We start from the raw sequence: 16308 nt of genomic DNA, 5'->3' as shown, positions 1-16308 counted from the left end.
CACCGGCAGAACCCTTGGCAGGCGCATCCTGCACGCGATCTATCCGCCACAATGCATGACATGCGACACCCTGGTCGAGGAACCGGGCGCGCTATGCCCCGTCTGCTGGCGCGAAACCGGTTTCATTTTCGGATCATGCTGCGACCTGTGCGGCACCCCCCTGCCCGGCGATGTGACCGACCAGATAAGCGCCATCTGCGATGACTGCCTGACAATTGCCCGCCCATGGGAGCAGGGGCGCGCCGTCATGGTTTACGGTGACAAGGCAAGGCAGATACTGCTTGGCCTGAAATATCATGACCGGCTGGACCATGCGCCGGTTGCGGCAAAATGGATGTCGCGGGCCGCGCAACCGCTGTTGCAACCCGACATGCTGGTGGCCCCTGTTCCCCTGCACTGGTTGCGCCTGCTGAAGCGGCGCTACAATCAGGCCGCGGTTCTGTCATCTGCGCTGGCGGGAAACCTGCGGCTTGAGCATTGCCCGGACCTGCTGAACCGCGCGCGCTATACCGGCACGCAGGACGGGCGCGGGCGCATGGGGCGGTTCGCCAATGTCGAAGGGGCATTCCGCCCAAACCCACGGCAGGCCCGGCGCATTTCCGGGCGTCATATCCTGCTGGTCGATGATGTGATGACAGCAGGGGCGACATTTGCCGCTGCAACCGATACACTGCTTGCATGCGGTGCTACGTCTGTTCGTGTCATCGCATTGGCGCGCGTTGCACATGCGGAATGATCGGCTATAGTGCGGCGCAACCCGGAAACGCAGGACGCCAGCAATGCAACCGATTGAAATCTATACCACGCCGCTTTGCGGATTTTGCCATTCTGCAAAACGCTTGCTGGGTGCCAAAGGTGCCAGCTTTACAGAAATCGACCTGAGCCGCACACCCGACCGCCGCGCAGAAATGCTGAAACGTGCAGGCGGGCGCCATACTGTGCCGCAAATCTTCATCGGGACAACCCATGTCGGCGGTTGCGATGAGTTATATGCGCTGGATCGTGCGGGCAAACTTGATTCCCTGTTGAAGGACTAACAGCATGGGACTGCGCGCGGCACTTCTGCAACTGAATTCCAGCGACGACCCTGCTGCGAATCTGCCAGTGACGCTGCAATATCTGCGCGAAGCCGCCGCAGGGGGCGCGCGTCTCGCCCTGACACCGGAAGTGACAAATTGCGTGTCATCTTCGCGCGCGCAACAGGACCGCGTGTTACAGCATGAGGACAGCGACCAGACCCTTGCCGCCCTGCGCGATGCGGCGCGCAACCTGGGGATCTGGGTGCATGTCGGATCTCTGGCGCTGAAAACGCAGGACAAGGACGGGCGCTTCGCGAACCGGTCTTTCATGATTGGTCCCGACGGGGCAATCATCGCGCGTTATGACAAGATACATATGTTCGATGTGCAGGTATCGGAAACCGAATCCTACCGCGAGTCAGCAGGCTTTCGCCCCGGTTCAGCATTGGTTACGGCAAATACGGACCTTGCCTGTATCGGGCTGAGTGTTTGCTATGATCTGCGGTTTGCCTATCTTTACCGGGCGCTGGCACAGGCCGGCGCGGAAATTCTGACGGTGCCTGCGGCCTTCAGTCCGGTGACGGGTGCGGCGCATTGGGAAATATTGCTGCGGGCGCGGGCTATTGAGACCGGCTGTTTCGTGCTGGCCCCGGCGCAGACAGGACAGCATCCGGCCGATCATGGCCAGCCGCGCCGGACTTACGGGCATTCCATGGCCATCGCCCCCTGGGGGGAGGTGCTGCTGGATATGGGCACCGGACCGGGCGTCGGATTTGTCACCATCGACCTTGACCGGATCCTGGCCGCACGCAACCGCATCCCATCACTGTTTCATGACCGCCCCTTTGAAAAGCACACCCAGCCATGAGCACCACACCGCGTCCCGATCTGGCCAATGCCCTGATCAGCGAATTGCTGATGGCCGACCAGCTGGCGCGCAACCGCCTGTCCAAAGTATTGCCAAAGGGAATGGAATTGTCCCATTTCGGGGTACTGAACCTGCTGGCCCGGCAACAGGCAGAACGCAGCCCAGCAGAACTGGCGCGCGCGTTTCATGTCACACGCGGTGCCATGACCAACACATTGAGCAAACTTGAATGGGCGGGCTATGTGCATATCCGGCCAGACTGGGACGACGCGCGGCGCAAGATGGTTGCCATCAGCCCCGCAGGGCGGGCGGCGCGCGATGCAGCCCTTGCCGCGATCACCCCGCTGATTGACGATATCGCCAGAACATTGGGCGAAGACCGCGTCCGCCAGACCGTCCCGGTCCTGCGCGAATTGCGATTGCGGCTTGAATCATGATTGTGCAGCAGGCAGCAATGCTTCACCGCCCGGCGCGCTATGCTGATGCGCAGGAAAAAGGGTCTTTGTATCGTGGCTGACGACATCGCGCATCTGCTGAACCGCATCGCGCAGCAGGACAAAAACGCGCTGCGGACCCTGTATCAACAGACCGCGCCGAAACTGATGGGCATTTTCATGCGTATGTTGGGCAACAGGCCAGATGCTGAAGATGCGCTGCAGGATGTCATGATAAAGATATGGAACCGCGCGTCGGCCTTTGATCCTGAAAAAGGAACCGGAATGGGCTGGATAGGTGCCATTGCACGAAATCATGCGCTTGACCGCCTGCGGTCCGCGCGCCCCGCACGGTTGCGGATGCAGCCTGCGGGCCATGGTGGCGATGAACATGACGATCCCATCGCCCGCCTGCCGGACCCGTCCCCCGACGCCGCCACCCGGACACTCGCCCGTGCAGAAATGATGCGCGTGGTTACCTGCATCAAGGAACTGCCCGCAGACCGCGCCAGTGCAGTGCAAGGGGCGTATCTGCAGGGGCTAAGTTATCAGGAGCTTGCAAGCAGGTTCGATGTGCCGCTGAACACCATGCGCACATGGTTGCGGCGGGCCCTGATCAGCCTGAAGGAGTGTCTGGACAAATGAGCCAACAGACCGACGACACCCCGCCCCCTGATGACGTGCTGGCCGCTGAATATGTCCTTGGCCTGCTGGAAGGCGATGACTGGCAGGCCGCCAAGGACCGCGCCGCCATTGACGGCGCGTTTGCGGCGCGCGTCCAGGCATGGGAAACCCGCCTGGCCCCCCTGAATGACCTGTATGACGATGCCCCGGCCCCCGACCTGATGCCGCAGATCGAAGCGCAGCTTTTCCCGGCCGCACCCGGGCGCAAACGCAGATCATGGCTGTGGGGCCTGCTGTCGGGCACCGCAGTTGCGGCAGCATTCGGTGTGGCGCTTCTGGTCTGGGACATTGCCGCCCCGCCATCCGGCCCCACGCTGCAGGCAGAACTGGTCGCAGAGGACCGCGAACTGGTGTTGCAGGCGCGCTTTGACATGGCCAGCGCAGAATTGCGCGTGTCCCTGCGTGGGCAGGGTGCAGGTGCAGATCTGGATTATGAATTATGGGTCATCGATGAAACGGAAATTCCGCGCTCGCTCGGAGTATTGCGCGATGGGGAACTGACCATTCCTGCCGAACTGGCGCAGGGGCAGGTTCTTGCCCTCAGTCTGGAACCTGCAGGCGGTTCGCCCACAGGTTTGCCTACAGGTGATGTGCTGGCCGTTGCGGAACTGACCGAAAGCTGACCCGTCCGAATTTCATTACCCGGCGCTGAAACTTTCATTCCCGACCACCCGTTCACTGTACATGGGACACGCGCAACAAGGCGCTGTCCCGCGTATCAACCGGGAGTGAATCATGAAGAAGTTTGCAATACTGGCCCTGATGGCCCTTACCGCCCCTGTCGCGATGTCACCTGCCATGGCGTCAGACAATCCCATGGTCGGCGGCGCGCCGATGCTGACAACGCGCAACATCGTTGAAAATGCAGTGAATTCTGCGGATCACACGACACTGGTCGCCGCGGTGCAGGCCGCAGACCTGGCCGATGCGCTGCAAGGCCCCGGTCCCTTTACGGTATTTGCCCCTGTGAACGCTGCATTTGATGCGCTTCCGGCAGGGACCGTGGACACCCTGCTGCAGCCCGAAAACAAGGAAACATTGCAGCGCGTGCTGACATCGCATGTTGTGGCGGGAAACCTTGGGGGGGCCGAACTGATGCGGCGCGCACGCGCCAGCAGCGATGGGTTTGTTCATATGGAAACGCTGTCAGGGGCACCCCTCAGCGCACAGCTTCGGGGGCGAACCCTATGGGTTTATGACCAGTCCGGTAATGCAGGGCGGATAACGATTTCCGACGTCAACCAGTCGAACGGCGTGATCCATGTCGTCGACACGGTCCTGCTGCCGCGCTGACCACCCTGAAGGGGAAGGGCGGCTTGCCTTCATGGGCCGCCCTTCCTTGTTATTCAATAGTTTTCAATGCCCTGATTTGCGCAGGCGCGACGCCGATTCATGGATCGCCTTGTATTGCCCGCCGGGGCGGTGAACCCACAGATAGGACGGCAAAATCGCGTCCATCGGCGTGGGTGTTATACCAAGTGCATCCAAGCCCTGTGCCGCATCATCAACCAGATTGTCGCGCTGCAGACTGCGCACCTGATCGCGCGTCAGAACTGTGTTTCTGAACAGCCCCAGCGACGCGATCTGCGCAAAATCCAACACCGCCCCCATCATTCTGCCCACAAAAAACGGCACATTCACGATAATCCGGTTCCGCCGGATTTCTGCCAGCATGGCCTGCATCAAGTCGCGGAATGTTGCGCTGTCCGGGCCGCCCAGTTCATACACGCCGGGCGCAATATCGCTGGTCAATGCGGTTTCGGCGGCCTTGGCGACATCATCGACGAAAACCGGCTGAAAGCGGGTATCCGCCCCGACAACAGGCAGGAAGGGCGAAAACCGGGTCATGGCCGCGAAACGGTTGAAGAACTGGTCCTCTACGCCGAAAATGATCGATGGGCGCAGGATGACGGCATCGGGGAAATGCTGGATAACCTGCGCTTCGCCTTCGGCCTTGCTGCGTTGATACTGGCTGTCTGACTGCGCATCCGCCCCGATAGCAGAAATATGCACCAGCCGCGCAACCTGCAGTTCCGCCGCGATACGCGCCACCCGTCCCGCACCTTCGGCCTGAACCGCGTCAAAACGGTTGCGCCCGTATTCGCCCAGAATGCCCACGCAATTCACCACAGCATCCGCGCCCTGCATGACCGCGCGCACTGATGCGTCATCGCGTATATTGCAGAAGACCGGTTCCACCTGCCCCACGGCACCGTAAGGTCTGACATGCAACGCCTGATTTGGCCTGCGCACTGCCACGCGCACGCGCCAGCCCGCCTTCGCCATGCGCCGCGCAATATATCGCCCGACAAAGCCGGACCCGCCAAAAATGGTAACAAGCTGCGTCATACTGCGCCCTCCGCCTGCGGTTCAATACCCGTGGGTTTCATGCCCGCATCAATAGCCCTGCACCGTGCGCACGACAAGCCCGAACGGTTTTTTTCATGTGCGGCACATTTCCTGCATTTCCCCCGTTGACAGCGAAAGCGCCGCGCCATAAACACCCCCTCACGCAACCTGCCCAGGTGGCGGAACTGGTAGACGCGCTAGCTTCAGGTGCTAGTGCCCGTAAGGGCGTGGAGGTTCGAGTCCTCTCCTGGGCACCATGCGGAACTGCAAAAAAGCCGTGTTAAGTCAATGACTTGCACGGCTTTTTTAATGCGCTGCATCAAGTCTGGATTCTGCACTGGCGCATTGGCCGCCCGCTTGCGCATGACATGCAGGTAGCGCTACATCTGTCTGATATAAAACGATTTATGGCGCATCACTGTCGCGCATATTCAGGTTGAGTCATAGTATCGGGCGGGCATCCGAAAACCCGCACATGCCCAAAAGCATCAGGCCGCCCGAAGGCGGCCTGCGTTGTCCGGCGTGCGCGGCGGGATTACTCCGCGTCGCGCACAGTCATACGACCGTCCTCCCAGTCGCCGGACAAAATTTCACCTGTGGCATAGCGCAAGGTTCCCTGACCGTGACGCTGGCCATCGCGGAATTCTCCTTCATAGACATCGCCGGTGTCATAGGTGGCAATGCCCTGCCCCTCGATCCGGCCTGCGGACCAGTCCCCTTCATAGCTGAAACCGTCAGCCAGTTCGATTCGGCCCTGCCCGTCGCGCGCGCCTTCCGAAAAACTGCCGACATAGACAGAACCGTCAGGATAGGTCATTTCACCCTGACCGTGCAATTCGCCGCCCGCAAAACGCCCGCGATAGACACGCCCGTCGGCGAAGGTCATCACCCCCTCCCCCTCGGACAGGCCGCGCTGGAACTGGCCTTCATATTCGGACCCGTCAGCAAACACCGCACGCCCCTGACCATGGAACAATCCTTCGGACCATTCGCCGTCATAGCTGGAGCCGTCGCCATAGGTGATTTCCCCCTGCCCGTCCGGCAGTCCGTTGCGGAACTGCCCTTCATAGACAGACCCGTCGGGCTGCGCCAGCCGGCCAGTCCCTTCGATCCGGCCCGCGACCCAGGTGCCTTCGTATAAATAACCGTCAGGCCCTGTCAGCCGCCCTTCGCCTTCGCGCTGGTCATTGACGAACTGCCCTTCAAACACCAGCCCGTCCGCCTGTTCAACACGCGCTGCGCCATGGCGCAAACCGTCGCGGAATTCGCCGGTATGCACATCGCCGCCGGGCTGGGTCAGCACCCCGTCGCCCGCAAGCTGCCCTTCGGACCAGCCCCCGGTGTAAACCAGCCCGTCAGGGCGTGTCAGCGTTCCGGTGCCATGGCGCTGATCCGACAGCATGCCCCCCTCATAGGTGGCCCCGTCGGGATAGGTGATGCGCCCCTGACCCTGCCGTTGCCCGTCTGCCCAGTCCCCGTCATAGCGGTAACCATCAGGCCGGTTCAGAACGCCTGTGCCATGCGGCTGGCCCGCCACGAATTCGCCTTCATAGACCGAGGCATTGGCGAATACGCGGGTTCCCTGCCCTTCGATGGCACCGTCCAGCCAGTTCCCTTCATAGGTGGACCCGTCCGCGAATGTCATTTTGCCAGTGCCATGCGGGCGGCCCGCGCTGAATTCCCCTTCATAGACCGCACCAGAGGGGTAGCGCGCGACGCCCTGACCACTGATTTCGCCGTCAACCCAGTCGCCGCTGTATTCAAACCCGTTGGGCAGGCGGTAAGTGCCCTGCCCATGCTGCAGCCCGTCGCGGAATTCGCCTTCATATATGCCGCCATCTTCATACTGGCGGGTCATGACCCCATCCACCTGGGCCATGGCGGGAAGTGCAAGGGCCAATCCACAGGCAACTGCAAAAGCGGGCACAGTAACCATTCTGAAGGCCATAACGCATTCTCCCTGTCTGTTCATTGTGCCAGAGCCTAGTCAGGGGCATTCAGGCTGGCAAGAGCTTTCCTTTGCCCTTGCCCCCCTTTCCTTGGGCGAACAACATGGTATGTGATGCCAAATATCAGCTTCCGGGACGATTTCATGACAGACCGCTTTCGCCTGACGCTTGGGCAACTGAACCCGGTTCTAGGGGATATTGCCGGGAACGCCGCGCGTGCGCGTAACGCATGGGAACAGGCACGCGATGCAGGCGCGGATATGCTGGCGCTGCCGGAAATGTTCCTGTCGGGCTATCAGACCCAAGATCTGGTCTGGCGACCGGCTTTTCAGGCTGATCTGCGTGCCGCACTGGACAAGCTGGCGCAGGATTGCGCTGATGGTCCGCTGATGGGAATCGGCGTGCCGCTGGTTCAGGACCGGGCGCTGTACAATTGCTGGGCGGTCCTTGGCGGCGGGGCAATCCGTGCCACGATCCGTAAGCACCATCTGCCCAATACAAGCGTATTCGACGAAAAGCGCCTGTTCGCATCGGGCGACATTTCCGGCCCCTATGTTGCGGGACCGCTGCGCATCGGCACACCCATCTGCGAAGATGCGTGGTTTGATGACGTGGCAGAGGCGCTGGCAGAATCAGGGGCGGAGCTGTTGCTGGTGCCCAACGGGTCGCCCTATGCGCGGGACCGCTATGACACACGGCTGGCCCATATGGTGGCGCGTGTCACGGAAACCGGCCTGCCGCTGATCTATCTGAACCTTGTGGGCGGACAGGATGATCAGGTCTTTGACGGGGCCAGTTTTGTCCTGAATCCGGGCGGGAAACTGGCGCTGCAACTGCCCGCACATGACGAAGCCATCGCCACGCTGGATTTCACCCGCACCCCCGACGGGTGGCGCGCGGAACCCGGTCCGCTGGCGCATCTGCCTGATGCGCTGGAACAGGACTACCGCACCATGGTCGTGGGGCTGCGCGACTATCTGGGTAAATCGGGGTTTGCGAAGGTGGTTCTGGGCCTGTCGGGTGGCATTGATTCGGCGCTGGTCACGACCATCGCCGCAGACGCGATCGGCGCGCAGAACGTGCATTGCATCATGCTGCCATCGGAATACACATCCGGGCATTCGCTGGAAGATGCCGCCGAACTGGCGCGCAGCCTTGGGGCACATCTGGACGAGGTGGGCATAGAAGGCCCGCGCGCCGCGCTGACAGCCGCCCTTGCGCCGCTTTTTGCGGGCCGTGACCCCGACGTTACGGAAGAAAACCTGCAATCGCGCTTGCGCGGAACAATTCTGATGGCGGTGTCCAACAAGACCGGGGCGCTGTTGCTAACAACTGGCAACAAATCCGAACTGGCCGTCGGCTATGCCACGATCTATGGCGACATGAATGGCGGCTATAACCCGATCAAGGACATGTATAAATCCCGCGTCTTTGACACCTGCCGCTGGCGCAACGCCAATTTCCGCGACTGGATGAAAGGGCCCGAGGGGCAGGCCATTCCGGCGCGCATCATCGACAAACCCCCGTCAGCGGAACTGCGCGAGGATCAGCGCGATGATGACAGCTTGCCGCCCTATGATGTGCTGGATGCCATTCTGGAGGGGCTGATCGACAATGACCTGCCTGTGGCCGATCTGGTGGCGCAGGGGTTTGATCGCGACACGGTCAAGCGGGTGGAACACCTGATCTATATCTCGGAATGGAAGCGGTATCAGGCCGCCCCCGGCCCCCGGCTTGGCAACCGCGCCTTGTGGCTGGACCGGCGCTATCCGATGGTCAATCGCTGGCGTGACAACAGCTAGGGTGGTGATCAGATCAGGGGTAAGATTCTTTCTGGAGTGAGACGGATATTCGCGCACCAAGCCCGCGCACCAAGCCCGCGCCACAGGTCTGGCCGGGGTCTGCGGGTCCAGCGTTATAGAAGTTCACTTTATGCAGGCGGCACAATCCTGACATGCAGGGACTAAATCAGCGCCAGCAAAACCGGCAGGCCGCGGGACGGCCAGACCTGTGGCGTGGGCCAGCCTGCGGCCGTTGTCCCGCGCCTTGATCTGCCCCAACGCCTGTTTCACGCCAGCCCCCGGAAAACACGCCCTGTCGACCTGACCCGCCCCGGCGTTCACGCAACTGTAGCTTTCCCTTGCCACATGCAGCCGGTAAAATGCGCAGGATGTCACCGGGGTGCAGGTTTTGGACTGTGGAAATCACACGCCATGGTGTATAGATGCGCCATGTCGCCAAACAGGCGCATCCCGGTAACCTGACACAAGATCAGGCCGGAACAATGGCAAAGAGGGCAGAATGCGAAGCAGTCGTTTATTTCGGTTTGGTATGGGTGTGGTTCTGACTGTCGGCCTTGCGGCCTGTCTGGATGGCACTGGTGGCGACAACGCCCGCAGCGATGGCGGTGCTGGCCGGACGGCCCAAACCGCGGAACGCGATATCGAGGCGCCCAATGTCTTTTCAAAACGCGATGCAGGGCTTTGGGATGGCCGCCCGTCGCTTGGCGGGGTCTGGGTTGCCCATCCCGATGTGCGCGACCCCGAGCGCGTGATCATCCGCAATACCGAAAACGGGCAGGAAACCATCGGCGCGCTGTTCCGGCGCGAACGCATGAATCCGGGGCCTGTGTTTCAGGTCTCTGCCGATGCAGCCGCAGCCGTGGCCATGCTGGCCGGTGCGCCCACACGGATTGAAGTTATCGCACTGCGCAGCGAGGAAATCGCCGTAACCGCAGGCAGCACTGACGCAATGCAAGCCGCAGATGCCGCACCCGGACCGCCCCCCCCTGCCCCGGCAAGCACCCCGGAACCAATGGCCACAGCCGCGGTCGCACCGGACATCGCTGACACAGGCACGCCTATCGCGTTGCCCCCCGAAGATGTGGCGCAGCCGCGCCGTGGGCTGTTCTCGCGCATTTTCAGGCGCGATGCCCAGCCAGACACAGTGACAGACGGTGTGGACACCACTGCCCTTGCCGACAGCGCGCCCATGCCTGCGCCGGTCAGTGCAGCGCCGGTCATGCCAGCCCCACAGGCGCCACCAGCACAATCCGCGCTGGACCGTCCCTATATCCAGCTTGGCATTTTCAGTGTCGAGGCCAATGCCCGGCGCGCACAGGAAATGGCCAGCGCAGCCGGACTGTCCGCGCGCGTCCACGCCGGAAGCACGCAGGGCAATGCGTTCTGGCGGGTCACGGCTGGCCCGGCAGCCACATCGCAGGAACGCCAACAGCTACTTGAACAAGTCAAAGGCTTGGGGTTCAATGACGCATACGCCGTGCGCCGCTAAACCGGGCATGATGATAATGACGAACAGCCTGCCTTGCGCCTGTGCAGACATGGACAAGACAGATTGACAGCAAGCAGGAACGACATGATGCGCAACTTCCTTCGCACCCATCTTCTTGGCCTTGCCTGCGCAGGGCTTGGTCTGACAGGTCACGGTATGCAGGCCGTGGCGCAAACCGTCGCGGGGTTTGAAACCAGCGCGACATCGGCCTATGTGCGCGATCTGACCACGGGAACCGTGCTGCTGGAAAAATCGGCGGATGTGCCCCTGCCACCGGCCTCGATGTCAAAACTGATGACATTGCTGATGCTGTTCGAAGCACTGGAAGATGAACGCCTGTCGCTGGACACGACCTTCACTGTATCGCCGCGCGCCTATCAGATGGGCGGATCACGCATGTTTCTGGAACCGACCGACCGCCCCACTGCCGAAGACCTGATCCGCGGAATCGCGGTGCTGTCAGGCAATGACGCAACAGTGGTCGTCGCCGAAGGGCTGGCGGGCACCGAAGATGCCTTCGCCCAGATGGCCACGCGCCGTGCCCGCGAACTGGGAATGCGCAACACCTCTATCGCCAATGCCTCCGGCTGGCCGGACCCCAACCACCTGATGTCCAAGCGCGACCTTGCTATTCTGGCAGAGCATATCATCAACACCTATCCGCAATACTACCCCTATCTGTCGGAACCGGAATTCACCTGGAATGGCATTACACAACCCAACCGCGTGCCGCTTCTGGGGGCCGGTGTCGGGCTGGACGGGCTGAAAACCGGCTACACCTCTGCGGCGGGATATTCCCTGACCGGGTCGGTGCAGCAAGGGGAGCGGCGCATCATCTTTGCCTTTGGCGGGCTGGAAAGCGAGCGCGCCCGCGTGCAGGAAGCTGAAGCCATCATCAACTGGGCCTTTCGCCAGTTCGCACAGGTCACCATCGCCCGCGAAGACGAAGTGATCGCGCGGGCACCCGTATGGCTGGGTGCGGAAAACAGCGTCCCGCTTGTGGTCGCAAAAGAAGCGCGCATTCTGGTGCCTGCAATCGGCGCACGCAATCTGGACGCGCGCGTTGTCTATGATGGGCCGGTTCCTGCGCCTGTCGCGGCAGGGACGCAGCTTGGCGAACTGGTCGTGGATATTCCCGACATGGCACAGATGCGTATTCCGCTGGTCGCGGGCGCGGATGTGGCCGAAGGCGGGTTCACCGTGCGGGCGCAGGCGGCAGCGTCACGGCTGTTCACCAAAATTCGCGGCGCCGGACAAGAGGCCCTGAATTAGGCATGCTGCAACGCCCCGGAACCGGCATTTTCCTGACATTCGAAGGCATTGACGGGTCGGGCAAATCCACGCAGGCCCGCGCCTTGGCAACGGCCCTGCAACAGGACGGGCGCGATGTCGTGCTGACACGCGAACCCGGCGGGTCCACCGGAGCCGAAGCCATCCGCCGCCTGCTGGTCGAAGGGACCGCAGACCGCTGGTCTCCTGAAACCGAAATCCTGCTGTTCAATGCGGCGCGCCGCGACCATCTGGAAAAAACCGTCCTGCCCGCATTGTCGCGCGGGGCGATCGTCATTTCCGACCGGTTCGCCGATTCCACCCGCGTTTATCAGGGGGCCGCACGCGCCAGCCTGCGGCCCCTGGTGGACCAGTTGCATGATCTGGTCATCGGGTTTGAACCGGACATGACATTTGTCATCGACATGGACGCCAAGGCCGCATTGTCGCGCGGGCTGGCGCGCAATTCAGGCGAGGACCGGTTCGAGGATATGGGCGCGGATTTCCAGCAAGCGCTGCGCGCGGGGTTTCTGGACCTGGCGCGCATGGCCCCTGACCGCGTGCAGGTGATTGACGGCGCCCGCGACATGGCCGCAATCAGCGCCGATGTGCTGGCCATTGCACGCCGTTTCATCGACGGGCGCGCAGGATGAGTGATACCGCCGAGCTGCCCCTGCCCGACCAGCTGGACGGCGCACCGCATCCCCGCCAGACCCCGGTTCTGTTTGGCCAGCAGGCCGCAGAACGCGCCTTTTTGCAGGCCTGCAATTCCGGCAGATTGCATCATGGCTGGCTGATTTGCGGCCCGCGCGGGGTGGGCAAGGCCACGCTGGCGTGGAAACTGGCGCGCTTCCTTCTGGCCAGTCCGCTGGACGGCGGCAGCATGTTCGCCCCCGACACGCTGGACATGCCCGAAGACCACCCTACAGTCAGGCGACTGCGCGCGGGCGCGGATGGCGGGTTGCTGGTCATCCGGCGCGGACGTGACGACAAGGGAAATCTGCGCCGCGACATTACTGTGGATGTGATGCGCAAACTGCACGGCTTTTTCGGGCTTTCAGCCGCAGATGGCGGGAGGCGCGTGGTGATAGTCGATGCCGCCGATGACATGAACCCCAACGCGGCCAATGCGCTGCTGAAGGCACTGGAAGAACCGCCCGCGAATGCAACCCTGCTACTGGTCGCGCATCAGCCGTCGCGGCTGTTGCCCACGATCCGGTCGCGCTGCCGCGAATTGCGCACGCACCCGTTGCAGGGGCAGGACTTTCAAGCGGCACTTGAACAGGCGGGCATCAGCGATGCACCCCCGGCCCTTGCGGAATTGTCAGGCGGGTCGGTAGGCGCTGCGATTGCGCTGGCGCAGGGCGGTGGTGCGGACATTTATCAGCGGCTTGTCACGCTGTTTTCCGGGCTGCCACGGCTGGACCGGCAGGCCGCACTTGCCCTGGCCGACATGACCACAGGCAAAGGCAATGACGCGCGGTTTGACCTGCTGCTGACGCTCTATGATCTGTTTCTGGCGCGGCTGGCGCGGGCGGGCATTCTGGGTCCGGGGCCTGAAGCCGTTGCAGGCGAAGCCGCATTGCTGGCCCGCCTTGCGCCCCATGATGCAGCCGCGCGCGCCTATGCCGAACTGGCCCAGCGGTTGGGGGCACGCGCAAGGCATGGGCGCGCAGTCAACCTTGACCCTGCCGCGCTGGTGCTTGATATGGTCTTGCAGACCGAAACAGAGGCACGCAGGTTCCTTTGATCACACGCGCGGAGTGTTCATGCCCCAACCCCGGATCGTTGACAGCCATTGCCACCTTGATTTCCCCGAACTCTCGGCGGAACTGGATGCCGTGATTGACCGCGCGCGCGCCGCCGGTGTTACGCGCATGGTGACAATCTGCACCAAATTGCGCAACCTGCCGCAGGTTCAGACAATTGCGGAAACCTATGACGGCGTGTTTTTCGCCGCGGGCACCCACCCGATGAGCGTGGCCGATGAACCCATGGCAAGTGTCGCGGAACTGGTGGCACTGGCCGAACACCCGAAAATGGTGGGCATCGGCGAAACGGGTCTTGATTATCACTACACCGCCGACAGCAAGGACAGTCAGCAAGAAAGCCTGCGCACCCATATTGAAGCGGCACGCCAGACGCGCCTGCCACTGATCATTCACGCCCGCGATGCGGATGACGACATGGCCCGCATTCTGAGCGATGAATATCGCGCCGGTCCCTATACCTGCGTGATGCATTGTTTTTCATCCGGCGAGGGGCTGGCGCAGGCAGCGCTGGAGCTGGGGTTCTATCTGTCCATGTCGGGGATTGCGGCCTTTCCCAGAAGCGGGGCGCTGCGCGAGATTTTCACCGCCGCGCCGCTGGACCGGATTCTTGTAGAAACCGACGCGCCCTATCTGGCCCCGCCCCCCCATCGCGGCAGGCGCAATGAACCGGCATATACTGTTCATACTGCAGAAGTCGCGGCGAAGGCTTTCGGCATGACCTACGCTGATTTTGCCGCCGCGACATCGAAGAATTTTGACCGCCTGTTCTGGAAGGCTGCGTAATGGCGGAACTGCGCGTCACCATTCTGGGCTGCGGGTCATCGGGCGGGGTGCCGCGTCTGGGTGGGCATTGGGGCGATTGCGACCCGGAAAACCCGCGCAATAACCGCCGCCGCTGTTCACTGCTGCTGGAACGTATCAGCGATGCGGGGGGGCGCACGCAGGTGCTGATCGACACATCGCCCGATATGCGCGCGCAATTGCTGGATGCGGGTGTGGCGCGGCTGGATGCCGTAGTGTTCACCCACGCGCATGCCGATCATGTCCATGGCATAGATGATTTGCGACAGATTGTGTTCAACACCGGCCAGCGGCTGGCTGTCTGGGCCGATGGGGCGACACAGGACGCATTGTATTCACGCTTTGGCTATGCGTTCACGCAGCCGGTGGGTTCCCCCTATCCGCCCATTCTGGACATGCATACGATTGATGGCGCAGTTACCATCGATGGGGCGGGCGGCGCGTTGGTGCTGCACCCGATGCGGCTGAATCACGGCACCATTGACGCGCTTGGTTTCCGGGTGGGCGGGCTGGCCTATTGCCCTGATGTGGTCGAGATTTACCCCGAAAGCTGGACGCTGCTGCAGGGCCTCGATATCTGGATTGTGGATGCGTTGCGCCGCAGACCCCACCCGACCCATGCACATCTGGACATGACGCTGGACTGGATCGCCCGTGCGGCCCCCAGACAGGCGGTGCTGACGAATATGCATCTTGATCTGGACTATGTGACAGTAGACACGGAAACCCCGGATAATGTAACCCCTGCCTTTGATGGCATGATACTGCGGCTGGATATCTGATGCAGGCGCTGGCGAATGTCATTCTTCCGGTTTTTCTGATTATCGGTTTTGGCTATATCGCGCGCTGGCGCCAGTTGATCACGGATTCCCATGTGGACGGCGTGGTGCTGTTCACGCAGAATTTCGCCATCCCCTGCCTGTTGTTCGTGGCCATCGCGCGGCTGGATCTGGGGCAGGATTTCGACCTGCGGCTGCTGGCCAGCTTCTATGCCGGCGCGATCATCTGTTTCGGGCTTGGGTTTGGCGGGGCGCGGCTGCTGTTCAAACGCGACTGGGAAGATTGCGTTGTCATCGGTTTTGTCGCGCTGTTTTCCAATTCGCTGTTGCTGGGGTTACCGATAACCGAACGCGCCTACGGCAGTGATGCGCTGGCCGCGAATTTCGCCATCATCGCAGTGCATTCGCCCATTTGTTACGGGATCGGCATCACCGCGATGGAACTGGTACGCAACCGTGGCGGGCGGCTGCGCGACACCGGCTTGCGGGTGCTGAAAGCGATGTTCCGCAACGCGCTGGTCATCGGCATCGCGCTTGGGTTCATCGTCAACTTTTCCGGCCTGCCCATTCCCGGTGTCATGGATCAGGCGCTGGACATGATGGTGCGTGCGGCCCTGCCTGCGGCGCTGTTCGGGCTGGGGGGGGTGCTGTACCGCTACCGTCCCGAAGGGGATCTGCGCACCATCGGCTTTGTTGTCACGCTGTCGCTGGTGGTGCATCCCGCCATCACCTTCGGGCTGGCGCATCTGCTGGGTGTAGGCACCCAGGGCATGCGGTCCGCCGTGGTCACGGCGGCGATGGCACCGGGGGTGAATGCCTATGTCTTTGCCAATCTTTACGGGCGGGCAAAACGTGTGGCGGCATCGGCGGTGCTGATCGGCACTGCGGGGGTTATTGTCACAGGGTGGGTCTGGTTGCAGATATTGCCCTGATTGCGGGCGCTATGGGTGGTTCGTGGCCTGAAGGAAGGGGCCTGCATGAAGCCCGCGCCATCGGTGGGCCGGGGACTACCGGCCCGGCGTTGTAGAAGCTCACTTTATGCAGGCGGCATATTCCGGCATTCAAGGCTTGGCATGTCGCTGGCGCTATGGGG

At 62.1% G+C, this 16308-nt stretch carries 17 protein-coding genes and 1 tRNA gene; 16 read left to right on the top strand and 2 right to left on the bottom strand.

Going from position 1 to position 16308, the window contains the following annotated elements; translation table 11 throughout:
- The first annotated feature begins 25 nt into the window (after nt 1-25).
- The 7 genes from PUT78_RS06250 (at nt 26) to PUT78_RS06220 (ending at nt 4298) form a co-directional block, all read left to right on the top strand.
- On the top strand, nt 26-736 hold the full coding sequence (locus PUT78_RS06250) for a ComF family protein (protein ID WP_274351560.1): 711 nt from the start codon (nt 26-28) through the stop codon (nt 734-736).
- Nucleotides 737-779: 43 nt separating this feature from the next.
- Nucleotides 780-1037: a glutaredoxin 3 gene (grxC, locus tag PUT78_RS06245; protein ID WP_274351380.1), complete on the top strand. Its 258-nt coding sequence runs from the start codon at nt 780-782 to the stop codon at nt 1035-1037.
- 10 nt (nt 1038-1047) lie between these two features.
- The gene (locus PUT78_RS06240) at nt 1048-1887 is read left to right on the top strand and encodes a carbon-nitrogen hydrolase family protein (protein WP_274351559.1); all 840 of its coding nucleotides are present in this window, start codon (nt 1048-1050) and stop codon (nt 1885-1887) included.
- Nucleotides 1884-2324, top strand: coding sequence for a MarR family winged helix-turn-helix transcriptional regulator (locus tag PUT78_RS06235; RefSeq protein ID WP_274351379.1), 441 nt, complete (start codon nt 1884-1886; stop codon nt 2322-2324). The genes PUT78_RS06240 and PUT78_RS06235 overlap by 4 nt, the downstream gene beginning before the upstream one ends.
- Nucleotides 2325-2396: 72 nt before the next feature.
- On the top strand, nt 2397-2966 hold the full coding sequence (locus tag PUT78_RS06230) for a sigma-70 family RNA polymerase sigma factor (protein WP_274351378.1): 570 nt from the start codon (nt 2397-2399) through the stop codon (nt 2964-2966).
- Nucleotides 2963-3628, top strand: coding sequence for an anti-sigma factor (locus PUT78_RS06225; protein ID WP_274351377.1), 666 nt, complete (start codon nt 2963-2965; stop codon nt 3626-3628). The genes PUT78_RS06230 and PUT78_RS06225 overlap by 4 nt, the downstream gene beginning before the upstream one ends.
- A gap of 112 nt (nt 3629-3740) precedes the next feature.
- On the top strand, nt 3741-4298 hold the full coding sequence (locus PUT78_RS06220) for a fasciclin domain-containing protein (protein ID WP_274351376.1): 558 nt from the start codon (nt 3741-3743) through the stop codon (nt 4296-4298).
- 63 nt (nt 4299-4361) lie between these two features.
- On the opposite strand, the gene PUT78_RS06215 is transcribed toward PUT78_RS06220, so the two are convergent.
- Nucleotides 4362-5354 (bottom strand): complex I NDUFA9 subunit family protein, encoded by a 993-nt coding sequence (locus PUT78_RS06215; protein ID WP_274351375.1) that lies wholly within the window; start codon nt 5352-5354, stop codon nt 4362-4364.
- Between the two features lie 170 nt (nt 5355-5524).
- Here PUT78_RS06215 and PUT78_RS06210 point away from each other — a divergent pair.
- Nucleotides 5525-5611: transfer RNA gene (locus PUT78_RS06210), tRNA-Leu, on the top strand.
- Between the two features lie 278 nt (nt 5612-5889).
- Here PUT78_RS06210 and PUT78_RS06205 read toward each other — a convergent pair.
- Complete coding sequence (locus tag PUT78_RS06205) at nt 5890-7233, bottom strand: MORN repeat-containing protein (protein WP_476453964.1); 1344 nt, start codon at nt 7231-7233, stop codon at nt 5890-5892.
- Nucleotides 7234-7446: 213 nt separating this feature from the next.
- On the opposite strand from PUT78_RS06205, the gene PUT78_RS06200 reads away from it, so the two are divergent.
- The 8 genes from PUT78_RS06200 to PUT78_RS06165 all read left to right on the top strand — a co-directional run bounded on the left by PUT78_RS06200 (nt 7447) and on the right by PUT78_RS06165 (nt 16147).
- A complete protein-coding gene (locus PUT78_RS06200) occupies nt 7447-9105 on the top strand; it encodes an NAD+ synthase (RefSeq protein WP_274351373.1) in 1659 nt (552 codons plus the stop codon).
- A gap of 499 nt (nt 9106-9604) precedes the next feature.
- The gene (locus PUT78_RS06195; RefSeq protein ID WP_274351372.1) at nt 9605-10594 is read left to right on the top strand and encodes an SPOR domain-containing protein; all 990 of its coding nucleotides are present in this window, start codon (nt 9605-9607) and stop codon (nt 10592-10594) included.
- An 87-nt stretch (nt 10595-10681) separates the two neighbouring features.
- Nucleotides 10682-11866, top strand: a complete 1185-nt coding sequence (locus PUT78_RS06190) for a D-alanyl-D-alanine carboxypeptidase family protein (RefSeq protein WP_420793472.1) — start codon at nt 10682-10684, stop codon at nt 11864-11866.
- A gap of 2 nt (nt 11867-11868) precedes the next feature.
- Complete coding sequence (gene tmk, locus PUT78_RS06185) at nt 11869-12516, top strand: dTMP kinase (protein ID WP_274351370.1); 648 nt, start codon at nt 11869-11871, stop codon at nt 12514-12516.
- Nucleotides 12513-13613: a DNA polymerase III subunit delta' gene (locus PUT78_RS06180; protein WP_274351369.1), complete on the top strand. Its 1101-nt coding sequence runs from the start codon at nt 12513-12515 to the stop codon at nt 13611-13613. The genes tmk and PUT78_RS06180 overlap by 4 nt, the downstream gene beginning before the upstream one ends.
- A 19-nt stretch (nt 13614-13632) precedes the next feature.
- The gene (locus PUT78_RS06175) at nt 13633-14418 is read left to right on the top strand and encodes a TatD family hydrolase (protein ID WP_274351368.1); all 786 of its coding nucleotides are present in this window, start codon (nt 13633-13635) and stop codon (nt 14416-14418) included.
- Nucleotides 14418-15218 carry an MBL fold metallo-hydrolase gene (locus tag PUT78_RS06170; protein ID WP_274351367.1) on the top strand — a complete coding sequence of 267 codons (801 nt, stop codon included), beginning with the start codon at nt 14418-14420 and terminating at the stop codon, nt 15216-15218. The genes PUT78_RS06175 and PUT78_RS06170 overlap by 1 nt, the downstream gene beginning before the upstream one ends.
- On the top strand, nt 15218-16147 hold the full coding sequence (locus PUT78_RS06165; RefSeq protein WP_274351366.1) for an AEC family transporter: 930 nt from the start codon (nt 15218-15220) through the stop codon (nt 16145-16147). The genes PUT78_RS06170 and PUT78_RS06165 overlap by 1 nt, the downstream gene beginning before the upstream one ends.
- Nucleotides 16148-16308: the final 161 nt, after the last annotated feature.

Origin of the sequence: Roseinatronobacter alkalisoli, from assembly GCF_028745735.1 — a bacterium.
In the GTDB taxonomy this organism is placed as follows: Bacteria; Pseudomonadota; Alphaproteobacteria; order Rhodobacterales; family Rhodobacteraceae; genus Roseinatronobacter; species Roseinatronobacter alkalisoli.
Note: the sequence above shows the minus strand (reverse complement) of the source record. Positions and strands in the feature narration are given on the sequence as shown.